Annotated in this window: 15 protein-coding genes and 2 pseudogenes; 3 read left to right on the top strand and 14 right to left on the bottom strand. The window is 71.6% G+C overall.

Annotated features, from left to right (window positions below):
* Window positions 1-9 precede the first annotated feature (9 nt).
* The 9 genes from Aiant_RS14535 to Aiant_RS14575 are packed head-to-tail and all read right to left on the bottom strand — an operon-like array spanning window position 10 to window position 9,478.
* Entirely contained in the window at window positions 10-381 is a 372-nt protein-coding gene (locus tag Aiant_RS14535) for a response regulator (protein ID WP_189336435.1), read from the bottom strand.
* Window positions 378-653, bottom strand: coding sequence for a hypothetical protein (locus Aiant_RS14540; protein ID WP_189336434.1), 276 nt, complete (start codon window positions 651-653; stop codon window positions 378-380). Before Aiant_RS14540 ends, Aiant_RS14535 begins: the two co-directional genes overlap by 4 nt.
* Entirely contained in the window at window positions 634-3,009 is a 2,376-nt protein-coding gene (locus tag Aiant_RS14545; protein ID WP_189336433.1) for a chemotaxis protein CheA, read from the bottom strand. Before Aiant_RS14545 ends, Aiant_RS14540 begins: the two co-directional genes overlap by 20 nt.
* Window positions 3,006-3,386 carry a response regulator gene (locus Aiant_RS14550; RefSeq protein ID WP_189336432.1) on the bottom strand — a complete coding sequence of 127 codons (381 nt, stop codon included), beginning with the start codon at window positions 3,384-3,386 and terminating at the stop codon, window positions 3,006-3,008. The genes Aiant_RS14545 and Aiant_RS14550 overlap by 4 nt, the downstream gene beginning before the upstream one ends.
* Entirely contained in the window at window positions 3,386-4,255 is an 870-nt protein-coding gene (locus Aiant_RS14555; RefSeq protein ID WP_189336431.1) for a CheR family methyltransferase, read from the bottom strand. Before Aiant_RS14555 ends, Aiant_RS14550 begins: the two co-directional genes overlap by 1 nt.
* Window positions 4,255-4,833 (bottom strand): HEAT repeat domain-containing protein, encoded by a 579-nt coding sequence (locus Aiant_RS14560; RefSeq protein WP_229831418.1) that lies wholly within the window; start codon window positions 4,831-4,833, stop codon window positions 4,255-4,257. The genes Aiant_RS14555 and Aiant_RS14560 overlap by 1 nt, the downstream gene beginning before the upstream one ends.
* A 51-nt stretch (window positions 4,834-4,884) precedes the next feature.
* Window positions 4,885-5,946, bottom strand: a complete 1,062-nt coding sequence (gene cheB, locus Aiant_RS14565; protein WP_189336430.1) for a chemotaxis-specific protein-glutamate methyltransferase CheB — start codon at window positions 5,944-5,946, stop codon at window positions 4,885-4,887.
* A gap of 4 nt (window positions 5,947-5,950) precedes the next feature.
* Complete coding sequence (locus Aiant_RS14570) at window positions 5,951-7,516, bottom strand: chemotaxis protein CheW (RefSeq protein ID WP_189336429.1); 1,566 nt, start codon at window positions 7,514-7,516, stop codon at window positions 5,951-5,953.
* Between the two features lie 21 nt (window positions 7,517-7,537).
* Window positions 7,538-9,478 (bottom strand): methyl-accepting chemotaxis protein, encoded by a 1,941-nt coding sequence (locus Aiant_RS14575; protein WP_189336428.1) that lies wholly within the window; start codon window positions 9,476-9,478, stop codon window positions 7,538-7,540.
* Between the two features lie 291 nt (window positions 9,479-9,769).
* Here Aiant_RS14575 and Aiant_RS14580 point away from each other — a divergent pair.
* Window positions 9,770-9,964 (top strand): annotated as a pseudogene (locus tag Aiant_RS14580) (hypothetical protein); the annotation flags it as partial.
* A gap of 65 nt (window positions 9,965-10,029) precedes the next feature.
* A complete protein-coding gene (gene dtd, locus Aiant_RS14585) occupies window positions 10,030-10,452 on the top strand; it encodes a D-aminoacyl-tRNA deacylase (protein WP_189336426.1) in 423 nt (140 codons plus the stop codon).
* A 100-nt stretch (window positions 10,453-10,552) separates the two neighbouring features.
* Here the strand turns inward: dtd and Aiant_RS45705 are convergent.
* The 4 genes and pseudogenes from Aiant_RS45705 to Aiant_RS14600 all read right to left on the bottom strand — a co-directional run.
* A pseudogene (locus tag Aiant_RS45705) lies at window positions 10,553-10,951 on the bottom strand (phospholipase D-like domain-containing protein); the annotation flags it as partial.
* Complete coding sequence (locus tag Aiant_RS14590) at window positions 10,948-11,127, bottom strand: hypothetical protein (protein ID WP_189336519.1); 180 nt, start codon at window positions 11,125-11,127, stop codon at window positions 10,948-10,950. The gene Aiant_RS14590 and the pseudogene Aiant_RS45705, both read right to left, overlap by 4 nt.
* Entirely contained in the window at window positions 11,127-11,375 is a 249-nt protein-coding gene (locus tag Aiant_RS14595) for a hypothetical protein (RefSeq protein ID WP_189336518.1), read from the bottom strand. Before Aiant_RS14595 ends, Aiant_RS14590 begins: the two co-directional genes overlap by 1 nt.
* A gap of 47 nt (window positions 11,376-11,422) precedes the next feature.
* Window positions 11,423-12,208, bottom strand: coding sequence for a sporulation protein (locus Aiant_RS14600; RefSeq protein WP_189336425.1), 786 nt, complete (start codon window positions 12,206-12,208; stop codon window positions 11,423-11,425).
* 248 nt (window positions 12,209-12,456) lie between these two features.
* On the opposite strand from Aiant_RS14600, the gene sigB reads away from it, so the two are divergent.
* Window positions 12,457-13,410, top strand: coding sequence for an RNA polymerase sigma factor SigB (gene sigB / locus Aiant_RS14605; protein ID WP_189336510.1), 954 nt, complete (start codon window positions 12,457-12,459; stop codon window positions 13,408-13,410).
* 44 nt (window positions 13,411-13,454) lie between these two features.
* On the opposite strand, the gene Aiant_RS14610 is transcribed toward sigB, so the two are convergent.
* Complete coding sequence (locus Aiant_RS14610) at window positions 13,455-16,001, bottom strand: bifunctional acetate--CoA ligase family protein/GNAT family N-acetyltransferase (RefSeq protein WP_189336424.1); 2,547 nt, start codon at window positions 15,999-16,001, stop codon at window positions 13,455-13,457.
* Window position 16,002: the final 1 nt, after the last annotated feature.

The raw sequence follows: 16,002 nt of genomic DNA on the forward strand, positions 1-16,002 counted from the left end.
ACTGGGCCCTCAGGCCCCGGGCAGCACCTGCTTGATCACGCCGAGCAGCTGGTCCGGTCCGACCGGCTTGACCAGCCAGCCGGTGGCGCCGGCGTTCTTCGCCTCGGCCCGCTTGGCCTGGTCCGACTCGGTGGTCAGCATGAGGATCGGGGTGAAACGCATGCCGGGGGCCTTGCGGGCCTCCTTGGCGAAGGTGATCCCGTCCATCTGCGGCATGTTCACGTCGCTGATGATCAGGTTCGGCTTGACTCCCTTGCCGAGCTTGTCCAGGGCCTCCTTGCCGTGGGCGGCGGTCTCCACCGCATACCCGGCCTTGGTCAGGATCGACTTCAGGCTCATCAGCATGGTGGCGGAGTCGTCGACGAGCATCACGGTGGTCATGGTGTTTCGGTCCCCTGTCGGCCGGTGTCCCCGTAGCTCCCGGTGAGCAACGGCAGCACCTGTTCCGCCAGGAAGGCGTCTTTCGGTGCCGAGGTAATCTTCGGACGGAAAAGCAGCATGGCCTGGAGTGCGCCGGTGTGCAGATGGTTGCATCTGCGCAGGCTGACCTTGGGCCGCTGGCAGGTCCGCAACCAGCCGACCAGCTGTTCCACCTCATCGACGGTGACCACCCCGACCAGCGAGATGCTCTCGTCACGCAACTCGAGCGGCAAGGCCGAGCACCTCCTTCAGGTTCAGCACCAGCAGCACCAGGCCGTCGCCGAGCAGCGCGGTGCCGGAGAACTCCGCGGCGTACGCGAGCAGCCCCTCCATCGGTTTCAGGATCACGTCCACCTCGCGGTGGAACTGCTCGACCAGCAGGCCGATCCGCTGCCCGTTCACCGACACCACGAGCACCGCGAGGTCCCGGGCCGAGTCGGGTTCCCAGGGCATCTCCAGCGCCCGGGCCAGGTCGATCACCGGGACCACCTCGCCCCGCATCACCACCACGTCCTGGTGCAGCACCCGGCCCATCTCGGCGGCCGGCACCCGGACCGTCTCCACCACCAGGTCGACCGGCACGCCGAAGCGCTGCCCGGCCACGCTCACCACCATCACCTGGGTGACCGCCATGGAGAGCGGCAGCCGCAGCCGGGTGGTGGTGCCGCTGCCCCACTCGGAGCGCATGGTCACCGAGCCGCCGAGCTTCTCCACGCTGGCCCGGACCGCGTCCATCCCGACACCGCGGCCGGACAGGTCGGAGATCTGGTCGGCGGTCGAGAAGCCGGGGCGGAAGACCAGATCGACCGCCTCGCTGTCGCTGAGCGACTCCAGCTCCTCCTCGGTGATCAGACCCTTTTCGTACGCCTTCCGCTTGACCCGCACCGGGTCAACGCCCCGCCCGTCGTCCGACACCTCGACCAGTACCGCGTCGCCGTCGGCCACCGCCGCGAGGGTGAGCCGGGCGGCCGGCGCCTTGCCCGCGGCCACCCGCTCGTCGGAGGTCTCGATCCCGTGGTCCAGGCTGTTGCGCACCAGGTGCACCAGCGGGTCGCCGAGCGCCTCGATGACGTCCTTGTCGGCCATCGTGTCCTCGCCCTCGGTGACCAGCTCGATGGTCTTGCCGAGTCGCCGGCTCAGGTCCCGGACCAGCCGCGGGAACCGGCCGAAGGCGACCGAGAGCGGCAGCATCCGGACGTCCATCACGGCCGCCTGGAGCTCCTCGGCGATCCGGTGCAGGCCGGCGTACTGGTCCTTGATCCGGCGGCTGAGCGCGCGGCTGCCGAACTCCTCCTCGGCCGCCGCGGCCAGAAAGGTGAGGCCGTTCTTGGCCACGTTCAGCTCGCCGACCAGCTCCATCAGCCGGTCCACCTTCTCCTGGTCGACCTTGAGCACCCGGGTGCCGACCTGCCCGCCCGGGTCGTCGGCCCGGCCGGTCGGCTCGGCCGGGACCGGGGCCGGTGGCGCGACCAGCGCCGGGATCACCGGGTGGTCGACGGCCGGCGGCTCGGCGGCGGGCTCCACCGGCGCGCGGCCGAGCAGGCCCTCGATCGCGGCGTTCACCGCTTCCTGGTCGGCGCCGGTCAGGTCCAGCGGCACGCCCAGGGCGTGCGCGGCCGCGGTGACCGAGGCGGACAGGGCGGCGAGCTGGGTGCCGGCCGGCTCGCCGACCGCCAGGGTGCGGTGCGCGGCGGTGAGCACGGCCCGCGCGTCGGCGGCCAGCTCGGGGTCCACGTGCAGGGCGTCCGGGCGGGGCGGCGGAGCCGGTACGGCGAACTCCGCCTCGTCCTCGCCCTCCAGGTGCCGGTGGATCGCGGCGGCGTCCAGCTCGACGACGGTGACCTGGTCCGGGACGTAGCGGAACAGGTAGTCCAGCTCGCCGACGGCGGCCCGGGTGGCGACCACGAAGGAGAGCAGGCAGGCGTACTCGTCGTACTCCTCCGCCGCCGGCCAGCTCTCCGGCGGGATCACCGCGAGCCGGTCCAGGCCGGGCACCTGGCGGACCAGGTGCAGCGGGTCCTCGGCGCGGAAGAAGCAGTCCTGGTCCGGCAGGTAGCGGACGAAACGCAGGGTGGAGGAGGTGGTGCCGAGCCAGGTGGCGGTGTCGATCAGCCACTCGGTGCCGAGATGGGCCAGCCACTGCGGGGGCGGGTCGATCGGGCGTACCGAAAGCGGGGTCTCCTGATCGGCGGCCGCCGCCTCGCCGCCGCCGAGCGGGGCCCGCAACTTGGTGATCAACCCGGCGGCGTCCTGGCCGGCCGTGGCCGGCAGGCGCTCGTGCGCGGTGACGTGCGCGAGCCAGCCGCGGATCAGGTCGAACGCGGCCAGCAGGTCGTCGGTCATCCCCGAGTCGAGCGCCAGCCGGCCGCCGCGGACCGCGTCGAGCAGGTCCTCGGCGGCGTGGGTGAGCCGGGTCAGTTCCGGGAAGTCGAAGAGGCCGGACGAGCCCTTGAAGGTGTGCGCGGCCCGGAAGACCTCGTTGACCAGCTCCGGGTCGCCGGGGTTGCGCTCCAGCTGGAGCAGGCCGTCGTCGACCGACGCGAGCAGGTCGTTGGCCTCGGCGAGGAACTGAGCCAGCAACGGGTTCATGCTTCGGGGTCCTTCCCCGCGGTCAGCATGGTGGCGACCCGGACCAGGCGCTCGGCGGCGACCGGTTTGACCAGGTACAGGTTCGCCCCGGCCTGATAGGCCCGGTCCGCGTCGCCGGGGCGGTCCTCGGTGCTGATCATCAGCACCGGGGCGGCCGTCCCGACCGTCTCCGAGCGCAGCGTCTCCACGCAGGCATAACCGTTCATCTTCGGCATGTTCACGTCCACCACGAACAGGTCGAAGGGCGTGGTCATCGCGGCCTCCACGGCCTCCAGGCCGTTCGCCGCCTCGGCGACCTCGAACCCGGCCTCCTGGAGCAGGCTGGTGTGGTAGAGCCGCACGGTCGCGGCGTCGTCGACTACTAAAACCCGGGTCATCACTTCGCTCCGGTCGGTCGCTGGTAGACGATGCCCTCCGGCAGGCGGGCCGGGGTGAAGATCGGCGAGATCCGGCTCATCGACTCGGAGTGCCCGAGGAAGAGGTAGCCGCCCGGGCGCAGCGCGCCGTACAGGTTCTCGGCGGCCCGGCGGCTGGACAGCTCGTCGAAGTAGATCAGCACGTTGCGGCAGAAGATCACGTCGAAGTCGCGGAAGGCGCGCATCGCCGCGGTGTCGCAGACGTTCATCTTGTGCAGGGTGACCGCGCTGCGGATGCCCTCGTCGATCTGGTAGCGGCCGCCGCCGACCGGGGCGAAGTACTTGTTCACCCAGGCCTTGGGCACCCGGGCCAGGGACCGCTCGCCGTAACTGGCGTGTGCCGCCTTGGCCAGCACCTCACTGTCGATGTCGGCGCCATGGATCTCCACGTCCACGTGGTCGATGTGCTCCCACTCCTCCAGCAGGCGCAGCGCGATCGAGTACGGCTCCTCGCCGGTCGAGCAGGGCAGCGAGAGGATCTTGACGGGGCCGACGATCCGGTTCGGGCCACCACGGGCGGCCAGCACGTTCGGCAGCACCGTGCTGAGCATCGCGTCGAACTGGTAGTCCTCGCGCAGGAAGTACGTCTCGTTGACGGTGAGCTGGTTGATCAGCTCCTGGAGCATCTCCTGGTCGTTCATCCGGAGCGCGGCGAACCAGCTCGCGAACGTCTCGTACCGGGAGTTGCGGATGCAGGCGTCGATCCGCTTGTCGACGAAGTACCGCTTGCCCGGGCTGAAGTGGATGCCGGTCCGCTTGTAGAAGTACTCGGTGAATCGTTCGAAGTCGGCGTCGGACAGGACCGAGCCGCTCGTGGTCGCGCCCGCCATCACGCCGTACCGGAGAGCCGGGGCAGGGCCGCGCGGACCGTGAAGGTCAGGAACGGGTCGTCGGGGAACCGCAGCACGGCCGCCTCCAGGACTCCGATGTGCTCGGCCGAGGCGGCCGGCAGCAGGGCGTCGATCGCGGCGGTCACCACGTTCGGGTGCGGGTCGTCGGTGATCATCCGGACCAGCCACGACTTCGCCTCCGGGTGCGGGAGGTCGGCCAGGACCATCGCGGTCATCACCCGGACGTCGTGGTCCGGCGCCGCCAGCAGGTTGGGCAGCAGCGACGGCACCGAGCCCGGCATGGTCGCCAGCGCCTCCGCCACCGCGGTCCGCAGCCCGGCCTCGTCGCTGGCCAGGTGCACGGCCAGGCCGGCCGCCACCGCCTCCGAGTCGTGCCCGGCCAGCGTGGTGAGCACCGCGTCCCGGACCCGGGGCTCGGTCTCCAGCCCGACCCGGGCCAGCAGCTCGGGCACCGCCTCGGGCGTACCGGCCAGCTCCAGCGCGGCCTCCCGGCGGCGCTCCGGATCCGGGTCGTCGAGCCGGCGGATCAGCTCGTCGGTGTCGAGAAGCTGTGGCACCTCAGGTTCAGGGGTCTGTTTCCGGACCAGTCCCATAATGATCAACCCTTCTCAGCGCACCCAGTCGGCAAGCCGGTCGGCGATCTCGTACGCCGGCAGCACCTCGGTGGCCCCGCCCCGGCGGGCGAGCTCGCCCGGCATGCCCCAGACCACCGCGGTCTCCTCGGCCTCGGCGATGGTCCGCCCACCGGCCGCCTTGACCGCGGCCATCTCCTTGGCGCCGTCGTCGCCCATCCCGGTCAGCAGCACGCAGACCAGCCGCGCCGGGTCCAGGTAACGACTGGCCGACGCCACCATCCGATCCACGCTGGGATGCCAGCGGTACTCCTCGGCGGCCGGCACACTCTTGACGATCAGCCCGTCGCTGCGCCGGGCCACCACGACGTCGGCGCCACCCCGGCCGATGTAGATGTTGCCGGGCCGGACCGTCATGATCCGGTCCACCTCGTGCACCCGCAGCCGGCACTCGTCGTCCAGCCGGCGGGCCAGCGGACCGGTGAACGACGCCGGGATGTGCTGGGCCAGCACCACCGGGGCGCCCAGCGTGGCGGGCAGTTGCGGGAGCACCTCGGAGAGCAGCGCCGGGCCGCCGGTGGACGACCCGATCAGCACCAGGTCGACGGTGCCCACCGCGCCCGGCTTCCGGCGCGGTGGCGCCGCGGCGGCCTTCTCGCTCTGCGCCCGGATCCGGGCGCTCAGGCCGCCGGCCTTCTTCACCTTCGCCTTCGCCGCGCCGCGCACCTTGCGGACCAGCTCGCCGGAGACCTCGTCGATGTTGAGCGACACGGTGCCGCCCGGCTTCGGCACGTAGTCGATCGCGCCCAGCTCCAGTGCCTCCAGGGTGACCAGCGCGTTGTGCTCGGTCAGCGAGGAGACCATCACCACCGGGGTGGGCCGCTCCTCCATGATCTTGGCGAGGCAGGTGAGCCCGTCCATCTCCGGCATGTTGATGTCCAGCGTCACCACGTCCGGGCGGACGCGGTCCAGTTGTTCCAGCGCGTCCACCCCGTTGCGGGCGGTGTGCACGTCGAAGTCGCCGGCATCGGTGAGCATGCCCTTGAGCGCCCGGCGCATCAGCGCCGAGTCGTCGACCACCAGGACCGAGGTTGGCACGTCCTCAAACCCCGGCGAGAGCCTCGTCGACGACGGCCTCGCACAGCTCGGCCGCCACCTCGGCCTGACTGGCCTCCAGCAGCTGGTCCACCTGGACCAGCAGCAGCATGCGCTGCTGGTCGGGCAGGTTGGCGACCCGGGAGACCACCCGGGCCTGCTCGGCGGAGAGCTCCGGAGCCGGCTCCAGCACGTTGCGGCCGACCCGGGCGACCTCGGCGACCGAGTCGACGATGAACCCGGTCCGGGCCCCGCCGATGATCAGCACCACGATCCGCTGCCGTTCGTCCCGCTCCACCCGGCCCAGACCGAGGCGGGTGCGCAGGTCGACCACCGGCAGCACGGTCCCGCGCAGATTCACCAGACCTTCGACGAAATCAAAGGATTTCGGTACGCGGATCAGCGCCTCGGGCACCCGGATGATCTCCTGGACCGTGTCGACGTCGACCGCGTACTCCTCGTCGTCCAGCCGGAACACCACGAACAGTTCCTCGTCGCCCCGGCTGTCGTCCGACTGCACCGCTCGGTCCGTGGTCATCTCCGTGTCGTCCTCCCGGTAGTCGGCGATCTCGTCGCGCACCTCGGGCGAGTCGAACATCCGGTTCACGCTCAGCACCGAGACCAGCCGCTTTCCGTCCTCCAGCCGGACCACCGACTCCACCTCGGTGGCCCGCCCGTCGCCGGTCACCACGCTGGGCAGCGGGGCGACCAGCTGGTGCGGCACCCGCAGCACCTCGCGCACGGTGTCCATCACCACGCCGACCACGCTGTCGTCCAGCGAGACCACGACGATCCGGTTCTGCGGCTCCAGCGGGGTCACCGGAAGCCCGAAGACCTGGCGCATGCTGACCACCGGCAGCAGCCGGCCGCGCAGGTCGATCACGCCGAGCACCCGGCTGCCCGCGTTCGGCACGTGGCTGACCGACTCGGGCGCCTGGACGATCTCCTGCACCTGATCGATCGGCAGGGCGTACTCCTGGCCCTCGACCGCGAAGCTGACCAGCTCCAGGGTGTCGTCCGACTCGCCCTCGTGGTCCTCGCCACCGGGCATCCGGGCGGCCGCCGCGTCCCGGCCGCCGCCGGCCCGCTGCTGCGCCAGCCGGGTGAACTGGCTGCCGATCAGCCGGTCCACGTCGAGCACCGTGGTCATCTCGCCGTCACCCGACTTGATCACCCCGACCAGCACGTCGGAGCGGACCGTGGCCTGCACCGCGTCGGCCGGCTCCAGCGCCTGCGGGTCGATGCTGATCACGCTGGCCACCCGGTCCACTACGAAGCCGAGCGGCACGCCGCCGTCGACCACGATCACCCGGGTGGTCTCGTCGTGCTCGGCCGCCGCCATCGAGCAGCACTGCCGCAGGTTGACCACCGGCAGGACCCGGCCGCGCAGGTTGGCCAGCCCCTCCAGGGACGGCGGCCCGAGCGGCACCTTCACCACGGCCGGCATCCGGATGATCTCCTGCACCCGGCGCATCGGGAAGGCGTAGCGCTCTCCCAGCATGTCGAAGGTGACATAGTCCGCGTTGTCCTCGTCGAGGTCCGCCGTGGCGGCCTCGTCCATGTCCACGCTCATCGACGTTCCTCCCCGGCCGGCTCAGCCGGCGTTCTGCAGTTCGTCGGCGAGCGCGGCGATCTCCTCCACCGCGGCGGCCAGTTCCTCGGCGCCCTGCGCCTGCTCGCGGGCCGCGGTCGAGGCCTGCCCGGCGAGCTGCTCGGCCTGGTTCGCGGACGAGGAGATCTGCTCCAGGCCGATCTTGACCTCGCCGAGCACCTTGGCGATCTGGTCGGCGCCCTCCTGGACCTCGCTGTTGCCGCCCCGGACCTGCTGCATGTCCCGCTCGATCTCCTCGAGCCGGGCGGTGGTGGCCTTCGCCGACTCCACCTCGGCCAGCGACAGCCGGCTGGTCTCCTCCAGGTCGCCGCGGACCTCGACGATCCGGTCCTGCACCGACTTGACCAGGTCCTTGATCCGGTCGGCGTTCTCCGCCGAGTCGCGCGCCAGGTTACGGATGTCGGTGGAGACCACGGCGAAGCCCTTGCCGAACTCGCCGGCCCGGGCCGACTCGACCGAACCGTTCACGGCGAGCATGTTGGTCTGGATCGAGACGTTCGCGATGGCGTCGACGATCTTGTCGATCCGGCGGGAGATCTGCTCCAGCTCGGTCACCTTGCGGACGTTCTCGATGCCCTCGCGGGCCGCCTGGCCGATCGCGTTGATCATCGAGTCGACCGCCTCCTTGTTGGTGGCCAGCAGCTCCAGGATCGCGTCCGAGCGCTCCACCGCGGCGCCGCCGCGCTCCGACGAGAGCTGGGCGCCCCGCTCGATCTCGGACACCGCCGCGGCGGTCTGCTCACCCTTCTCGGCAGCGGTCCGTGCCCCGGTGTTGATCTCGTTGATCGCCACGTTGATCTGCGTGGCCGCCCGGTTGATCTCCTCGACCGCCGCGGACAACTGCTCGGCGGTCGAGGCCACGTCCTCGGCGCTCTTCGCGATGTCGGTGCTGCTGCGCAGCGTCTCGGCCACCTCGGCCAGCGCCTCGGCCGCCTGCTCGCTCTGCCGCAGCGCCTGGGACTGCTGGCTGACCGTCTGGAGCGACTCCTCGCACGCCGCGGACTGCTGCTCGGCGGCCGCGGCGATCTCCTCGGACCGCTGCTTGGCGTTGCCCGCCGACTGCTTGGCACGCTCGGCCGCGGTGGCCATCTCCACCGCACCGGCCATGATCGTGCTCATGTCGGCCCGGATCGTCTCCAGCTGCGAGGTGATCGTCTTGCCCTTCTCGACCTCGCTGCGCGCCGTCTCCGCGGAGGTCTGCACCGCTCCGGCGATCTCGGTCACCGAGCTGCGGACCTCGTCGATCAGGTCGCGGATCTGCCGGGCGCTGCGCTCGCTGGTCTCGGCCAGCGTGCGCACCTCGTCGGCGACCACCGCGAAGCCCTTGCCGTGCTGCCGGGCCCGGGCCGCCTCGATCGCGGCGTTGAGCGCCAGCAGGTTGGTCTGGTCGGCGATGTGCGCCACCGTCTTGACGATCTCGCCGATCTCGTCGGCCTGCTTCTCCAGCTCGGTGATCGTGGCCACCGACGCGGTCTGCCGGGTGGACGCGCTGTCCACGTTCGCCAGCAGGTTGCTGATCCCGGTCCGGGTCTCGTTCAGCAGGCCCTGCAGGGCCTGGCTGAGCTCGGCGACCTGGGTGGTGGTCTGCTGCTGGCGGTTGACCCGGTCCTCGATCTGGTTCATCGCGGCAAGGCTCTGCTGGGTCGCGCCGGACGCCTGCTCAGCGCCCGCGGCGATCTGCTGCATCGACTCGGTGAGCTGGCGCGACGCCTCGGCGGCCTCGGCGTTCTGCGCGGAGATCTCCGCGGTGGCGGTGGCGATCCGCTCGGCCGCCTGTTGCTGCTTGGCCACCGAGCGGGCCTGCCGCCGGTTGGCGTCGCCGTCCGCGCCGGACCGGGCGGGCCGCGCGGCGGTGGTCGTGGCCACCGGCCGGGCAGGCCGCGCTTCGGTGGTACGCCCGCCGGTGGTGCTGGTGAGGGGCATGGGTACTTCTCCCGTCTGGGTACGGTCGGTCCGGCGCACGACAGCGCACGGTTCCGGGTCCACCTCGGTCGCGGGGGCGCGCACCCAGCCGGGTGCCGGGCTCCACACCGCCTCCGACCTGCCAAATCCTGGCATCGATCGGTCGACCACCGGTGCGCTATTGATGGACTTCAGTGGAATCGAACCGGCGTTTGACCCGGGGCCCCGTGGGCATTCCGGGACCACCCGACACGGAGGTGGACGATGAGCGACCCGAACCCCGAGCTGTCCAGCACCATCCCGGCCGGCACCGATGCGGAGGAGCTGCGCAACGGCGGACCGGCGACCGAGGGAGTGATGACCACGACGGGCGGCACCGCCGGACCCGCCAGCTTCCCGGACCGGCCGCGGACCGGCCCCGGCGTGGCGAACACCACCACCGGCGACGCCACCACCGGCGCGCTGCGGACCCCGGCCGACGAGTACACCAGCGACGCGGCCGGCTGAGCGGTTCGATACCGTCCGTACCCGGATCGCCGCGAGCCGCGCGGCGGCCGGATGGTGGGAGCGGCATGCGGGCACTGGTGCAGACGGTCAGCCGGGCGAGCGTCACGGTCGACGACGAGATCGTCGGCAAGATCGTCGATGGCCTGCTGGTGCTGGTCGGGGTCACCCACGACGACACCCTGGCGAAGGCGGCCGAGCTCGCCCGCAAGACCTACGAGCTGCGCATCCTGGACGAGGACCGGTCCGCGTCGGACGTCGCCGCGCCGCTGCTGGTGGTCAGCCAGTTCACCCTGTACGGCGACGCGCGCAAGGGGCGCCGGCCGACCTGGAACGCGGCCGCGCCCGCCGAGGTCGCCGAGCCGCTGATCATCGCGTACGTGGAAGCGCTGCGCGCCCGGGGAGCGACCGTGGAGACCGGCCGCTTCCGGGCGCACATGCTGGTGGAGAGCGTGAACGTGGGACCGCGCTCGGTCCTGCTGGAGCTCTAGCTCGGCGCGATCTTGCCGCTGCAGGTGTCCCGGCCTTGTAGAAATTGGTCAGGTACTGCCGGTGGATGGCCGCGTCGCGCACCCGGACGATCGTCTCGTCCGCGTTGCGCAGCGACGAGTACGCGTAATTGGCGCTGCCGGTGAAGACGCGCGGGGTCTGGTCGGTGCTGTACTTGCCGTCGATCAGCATGTACTTGCTGTGCGGCTTGAGGACGCGCCCGTCGGGCATCGGCACGCCGCAGGACGTCACGCCGATGGTCACCCCGCCGTTCTTGAGCGCGTCGACCACGGCTTTGCTGGTGTAGCGATACGGGTCCGAGGCGATCCCGTACGCGTACACCACGTCCACCCAGCAGCCCGCCTTGACCAGCGCGTTCAGCTTCTTGGCCAGCTCGACCCGGGTGAAGCCCCAGACCACGACCCGGATGTCGGTCTGGTGGGTCCGGTGGTCCGTCTCCCCGACGTACGAACACGACACCGAGTTCAGCACGGAGATCATCGTGTCGGTGCGTCCCAGGGCGTCAGGTTGCCGGACGACTGGAACACCACGTTGCTCCGCGACGTGCCGTCGTCGAGCACCACCCGCGACGCGAGCAGGAACTTGTTGTGGTTGTACGCCTTCACGTCGTAGACCGACCGCTTCGCGATGCACCCCGCCCCGTCCCGGCAGAACATCAGGAACGACGACGCCGCCGCGTGAAGTCCAGCCAGGACATCCGGATCGTCTCGCTGGACGGCACCCGGTCGACCAGCTCGGCGATCTGCCGATAGATCGCATACTGCTCGGCCTGCGCGCCGGCCGGGTTGTTGAAGACGGCGCCGCCGATCACCGGGTCGAGCTCGCCGGCCGTCGCCGGGGACGGCGCCACGGCGATCACCCCGGCGACCGCCAGCGACACGAACGCGGTCAGGACCCTCCGCATTGACGCATTTTCCCTCGTGAATAGAGCAGGGGAGGAATGCTAAATGATCAGAAGATGCCGCGGCGGCGGGCCGACTGCTGAAGCCAGTTGTTCAGCTGGGCGGTCCAGTCCACCTGATCCACCGTCGCGTAGTCCACGTCGAAACTGCCGAACGCGTCGTGCCCCTCGGTGAACAACCCGCCGCGCTTGTCCAGCTCCAGCACCACCTGAAGCTTGCGCGGCGTGGGCAGGAAGGTCAGCTCCAGCTGGTTGATCCCGTGCGCGAACTGCGCCGGCGGGTAGAACTCGATCTCCTGGTAGAACGGCAGCTCCTGCTCGACGCCGTACACCCGGCCGCGCTCCACGTCCGCCTTGTGGAACCGGAAGCCGAGCCGCAGCAGCGCCTCCAGGATCCGCTCCTGGGCGGGCAGCGGGTGCACCTGCACCGCGTCCAGGTCGGACTTGTCCACCGCGCGGGCCACCTCCAGCTCGGTGGCCAGGCCCATCGTCATGCCGTGCAGGTGCTGGCCGTACACCTCGGTGATCGGCGTCTGCCACGGCACCTCGAAGCGGAACGGCACGTCGTGCCGGGCGCCGGCCTCCAGCCGGAACGAGCCGGTCAGCCGCTGACGGTGGAACTCCTGGTTCGTCTGGTACTCGTTGTCGCCGCTCTCCACCTCGACCCGGGTCATCAGGCCGACCGCGACATATTCGACGTCGACCGCGTGGTCGCCGCCGACGATGTGCACCTGGCCTTCCAGGAAACCGCCGGGACGGCAGTTCGGGTTGGTCAGCACGGTGTCGACGGACGGTCCGCCCACGCCGAGCGCCTGGAGCATCTTCTTGAAGACCACGGTTCCACCCTTCTCCGGTCCAGCACATTATCGCCGCGTGGCAAGGCTGATCGTCCGTTTCACCCGAGCTTGTCGGCTTGCCGACGTCAGGGTTCTCCCCGATTCATGCCACCTGGACGCTGGCCTCACCTCCGCTTAACGCGCATGCGACGAAGCTTCTCGTCACCGGCACGGATGCGGCTGGTAGGCACGAGAACGGGGAGGGGACTCAAGTGGTCCTGCAGACTAAGGCGACGGTTGAGGACATCATGACCGACGAGGTCGAGCCGCTGGCGGACCTCGACGCGACGGACGAGCGGGGCGTCTCCGCCGACCTGGTCCGGGCCTACCTGAACGGCATCGGCCGGACGCGCCTGCTCACCGCCGTCGAGGAGGTCACTCTCTCGAAGCGGATCGAGGCGGGCCTGTACGCCGAGGAGAAGCTCCCGGCGGCCGGCGCCGAGCTGGCCCCGCTGCTGCGGGTCGTCATCGCCGAGGGCCGGGCCGCCAAGAACCACCTGCTCGAGGCCAACCTGCGGCTCGTGGTCAGCATCGCGAAGCGGTACACCGGTCGCGGCATGGCGTTCCTGGACCTGATCCAGGAGGGCAACCTCGGCCTGATCCGCGCGGTCGAGAAGTTCGACTACACCAAGGGCTACAAGTTCTCCACGTACGCCACCTGGTGGATCCGCCAGGCGATCACCCGCGCCATGGCCGACCAGGCCCGCACCATCCGGATCCCGGTGCACATGGTCGAGCAGGTCAACCGCATGGTCCGCGCCCGCCGCGACCTGGCCACCCAGCTCGGCCGCGAGCCCAGCGTCGCGGAGATCGCGGTCGCGATGGCGGTGCCGGAGTTCCAGGTCATCGAGCTCATCTCGTACGACCGGGAGCCGGTCAGCCTGGACCAGGCGGTCGGCGAGGACGGCGAGAGCGCCCTCGGTGACTTCGTCGCCGCGGTCGACCCGAACCAGCCGGGCGAGGGCGTCGCCCAGGGCGAGCTGCGCGGCCAGGTCGAGATCGTGCTGGCCACCCTCTCCGAGCGCGAGTCCGCGGTGATCCGGCTGCGCTTCGGCCTGGACGACGGCCGTCAGCGCACCCTCGACGAGGTGGGCCGCGAGTTCGGCCTCAGCCGCGAGCGGATCCGCCAGATCGAGAAGGTGACGATGCTCAAGCTGCGCGACCCGGAGCGGGCCTCCCGCCTCGAGGCCTACGCGGTCTGATCCGTCTGCGACGGCCCCGGCTTCCCGCCGGGGCCGTTTCTTTCTCAGCGCAGGCGGCGGGGACCGGTGTCCGGGCGCACACCCGGATCGCCGACCTCGATCGCGGCGTGCAGCACCGAGAATCCGTCCGGCCGCGCCAGCACCGGGTTGAGCAGCAGCGACCGCACCCGCGGATGCTCGTCGGCGAGCCGGCCCACCCGCAGCAGCAGGTCGATCAGCGCTTGCCGGTCGACCGGGGTGGAGCCCCGGTAACCGTGCAGCAGCGGCGCCGCCCGCGGCTCGTCGACCAGCGCCTCGGCCGCCCGGTCGGTCAGCGGGGCGGCCCGCCACGCCAGGTCGCCGAGCAGCTCACTGGCCACCCCGCCGAGGCCGAACCCGACCACCGGCCCGAACGCCGGGTCCTCCACCACCTCGACCACGCACGCCACGCCCGGCGGGACCATGGATTGCACGAGCACCTCCGGACCGAACGCGGTGTCCAGCTCGCGATAGGCCGTACGCAAGGAATCCTCGTCGGCCAGAGCGAGCCGCACCGCGCCGAGATCGATCCGGTGGCGCAAGCCACCGCCCGCGGCCTTGAGCGCGACCGGATAGCCGAGCGCCGCCGCGGCCGCGACCGCCTCGTCCGCGGAGCGGGCGGCCGTCGACGGCACCACCGAGATCCCGTAGGCGGTCAGCAGGCCGGTCGCCGACTCGGCGGCCTCGGCGGCGGCCGGATCCACCCCGGACAGCTCCGGCATGATCCCCGGCGGCCGCCGCAGCCACTCCGCGTAGGTGACCACCCGCGCCAGCGCGCGGACCGCCTCCTCGACCGAGGGGTAGACCGGGACGCGCGGCGGCACCCGGCCGAACACCAGCGTCGCCACGGTCGGTTTCTCCCCGGCGAGCGCCACGCTGGCCAGCGCCGCCGCGAAGTCCGCGTCCTCCCCGGACAGCTGCTGGCCGGGCACCACCGGCGCGAAGACCACCACCAGCGCGTCCACCCGGTCGTCGACCGCGGCGTCGGCGAGCGCGTCGGCCAGGTCGTGCGCGGACGCCATCGGGCTCAGGTCGTGCGGGTAGCCCTCGGCCACCACCAGGCCGGCCGCCCGGCAGGCCACCTCGGCGAGCGCGGCCAGCGCCGACGAGTTGCCGACCACGGCGACCCGCCGGCCGGCCGGCAGCGGCTGGTGGGCCAGCAGCATGCCGACGTCGAAGAGCTCCTGCACGGTGTCCACCCGGATCACCCCGGACCGGGCGAACAGGGCGGTCACCGCGTGCGCGTCCGGACCGGGCAGGTCGCCGGCCAATCCTTTCGGGCGGGTCGCCGAGGCCACCGCGACCACCGGCTTGACCCGGCTCATCCGGCGGGCCAGCCGGGCGAACTTGCGCGGGTTGCCGAACGTCTCCAGATAGAGCAGCACCACGTCGGTGCCGGGATCGTCCCGCCAGTACTGCAACAGGTCGTTGCCGGAGACGTCGGCCCGGTTGCCGGCCGAGACGAAGCTGGACAGCCCCAGGCCGCGCCGGTCCGCCTCGGCCAGCAGCGCCACCCCGAGCGCGCCGCTCTGCGCGAAGAAGCCGACCCGGCCGGCGGCCGGCAGCCGCGGCGCCATGGTCGCGTTCAGCCGGATCTCCGGGTCGGTGTTGGCGATCCCGAAGCTGCTCGGGCCGATCACCCGCAGGCCGGCCGCGTGCGCCGTCTCGATCAGGGCGCGCTGCCGGCTCGCGCCCTCGGCGCCCGCCTCGGCGAACCCGGCCGAGCCGATCACCACGCCGCCGGCGCCCGCCGCCGCCGCGTCGGCCAGGGCCTCCGCGACGTTCTCCGCCGGGACCGCGATCACGGCCAGGTCGATGGGGGTGCCGGCATCGGACGCCTTCCGGTACGCCCGCAGGCCGGCGATCCGCTCGGCGGTGGGATGCACCGGAACCACCGCGCCGGTGTACCCGCCGTCGCGCAGATTGCCGAGCATCGCCGCGCCGATGCCGTGGCCGCTGGCGCTCGCGCCGTAGATGGCGATGCCCCGCGGGGCGATCAGCCGGGCGATCGACCGGGCCTCGGTCAGGTGCTCCCGGGACTCCTGCACCTCACGGGACCGCTCGGTGGGCGCGATCGGGAAGCTCAGGTGCACCACGCCGTCCGCGTAGCGGCGCTGCACCTGGTAGCCCGAGTCGCCGAAGACCCGCAGCATCCCGCCGTTCTCCGGGAGCACCTCGGCGACGAACCGGGAGATGCCGTGATCGCGGGCCGCGTCGGCCAGGTGCTCCAGCAGCACCGAGCCGATCCCCCGGCCCTGCTGCGCGTCCTCCACCACGAAGGCGACCTCGGCCTCGGGCGAGTCCAGGCCGAGCCGCTCGTACCGGCCGACCGAGGTGATCCGGCCGTCGGCCGCGACCGTGACGAACGCCTCCCGGTCCCGGTGGTCGACGTTGACGAACCGGTGCAGGTCGCGCTCCGGGATCCGCGGGTAGGGCGAGAAGTACCGCAGGTAGCGGGTGCGGTCGCTCATCCGGGAGTGGAACTCCACGATGGCCGGCGCGTCCTCCGGGTGGATCTGCCGCAGGTGCACGGCGGTGCCGTCGGCGAGCAGGACGTCTGCGCTGCGCTCCATG

Origin of the sequence: Actinoplanes ianthinogenes (assembly GCF_018324205.1) — a bacterium.
GTDB lineage: Bacteria > Actinomycetota > Actinomycetes > Mycobacteriales > Micromonosporaceae > Actinoplanes > Actinoplanes ianthinogenes.

Coding starts and splice junctions, on each gene's coding strand:
- Aiant_RS14535 (WP_189336435.1), bottom strand. CDS start 381: ATGACCACCGTGATGCTCGTCGACGACTCCGCCACCATGCTGATGAGC.
- Aiant_RS14555 (WP_189336431.1), bottom strand. CDS start 4,255: ATGGCGGGCGCGACCACGAGCGGCTCGGTCCTGTCCGACGCCGACTTC.
- dtd (WP_189336426.1), top strand. CDS start 10,030: ATGCGGGCACTGGTGCAGACGGTCAGCCGGGCGAGCGTCACGGTCGAC.
- Aiant_RS14590 (WP_189336519.1), bottom strand. CDS start 11,127: ATGTTCTGCCGGGACGGGGCGGGGTGCATCGCGAAGCGGTCGGTCTAC.
- Aiant_RS14545 (WP_189336433.1), bottom strand. CDS start 3,009: ATGAACCCGTTGCTGGCTCAGTTCCTCGCCGAGGCCAACGACCTGCTC.
- Aiant_RS14570 (WP_189336429.1), bottom strand. CDS start 7,516: ATGAGCGTGGACATGGACGAGGCCGCCACGGCGGACCTCGACGAGGAC.
- Aiant_RS14575 (WP_189336428.1), bottom strand. CDS start 9,478: ATGCCCCTCACCAGCACCACCGGCGGGCGTACCACCGAAGCGCGGCCT.
- Aiant_RS14595 (WP_189336518.1), bottom strand. CDS start 11,375: ATGCGGAGGGTCCTGACCGCGTTCGTGTCGCTGGCGGTCGCCGGGGTG.
- sigB (WP_189336510.1), top strand. CDS start 12,457: ATGACCGACGAGGTCGAGCCGCTGGCGGACCTCGACGCGACGGACGAG.
- Aiant_RS14610 (WP_189336424.1), bottom strand. CDS start 16,001: ATGGAGCGCAGCGCAGACGTCCTGCTCGCCGACGGCACCGCCGTGCAC.
- Aiant_RS14550 (WP_189336432.1), bottom strand. CDS start 3,386: ATGACCCGGGTTTTAGTAGTCGACGACGCCGCGACCGTGCGGCTCTAC.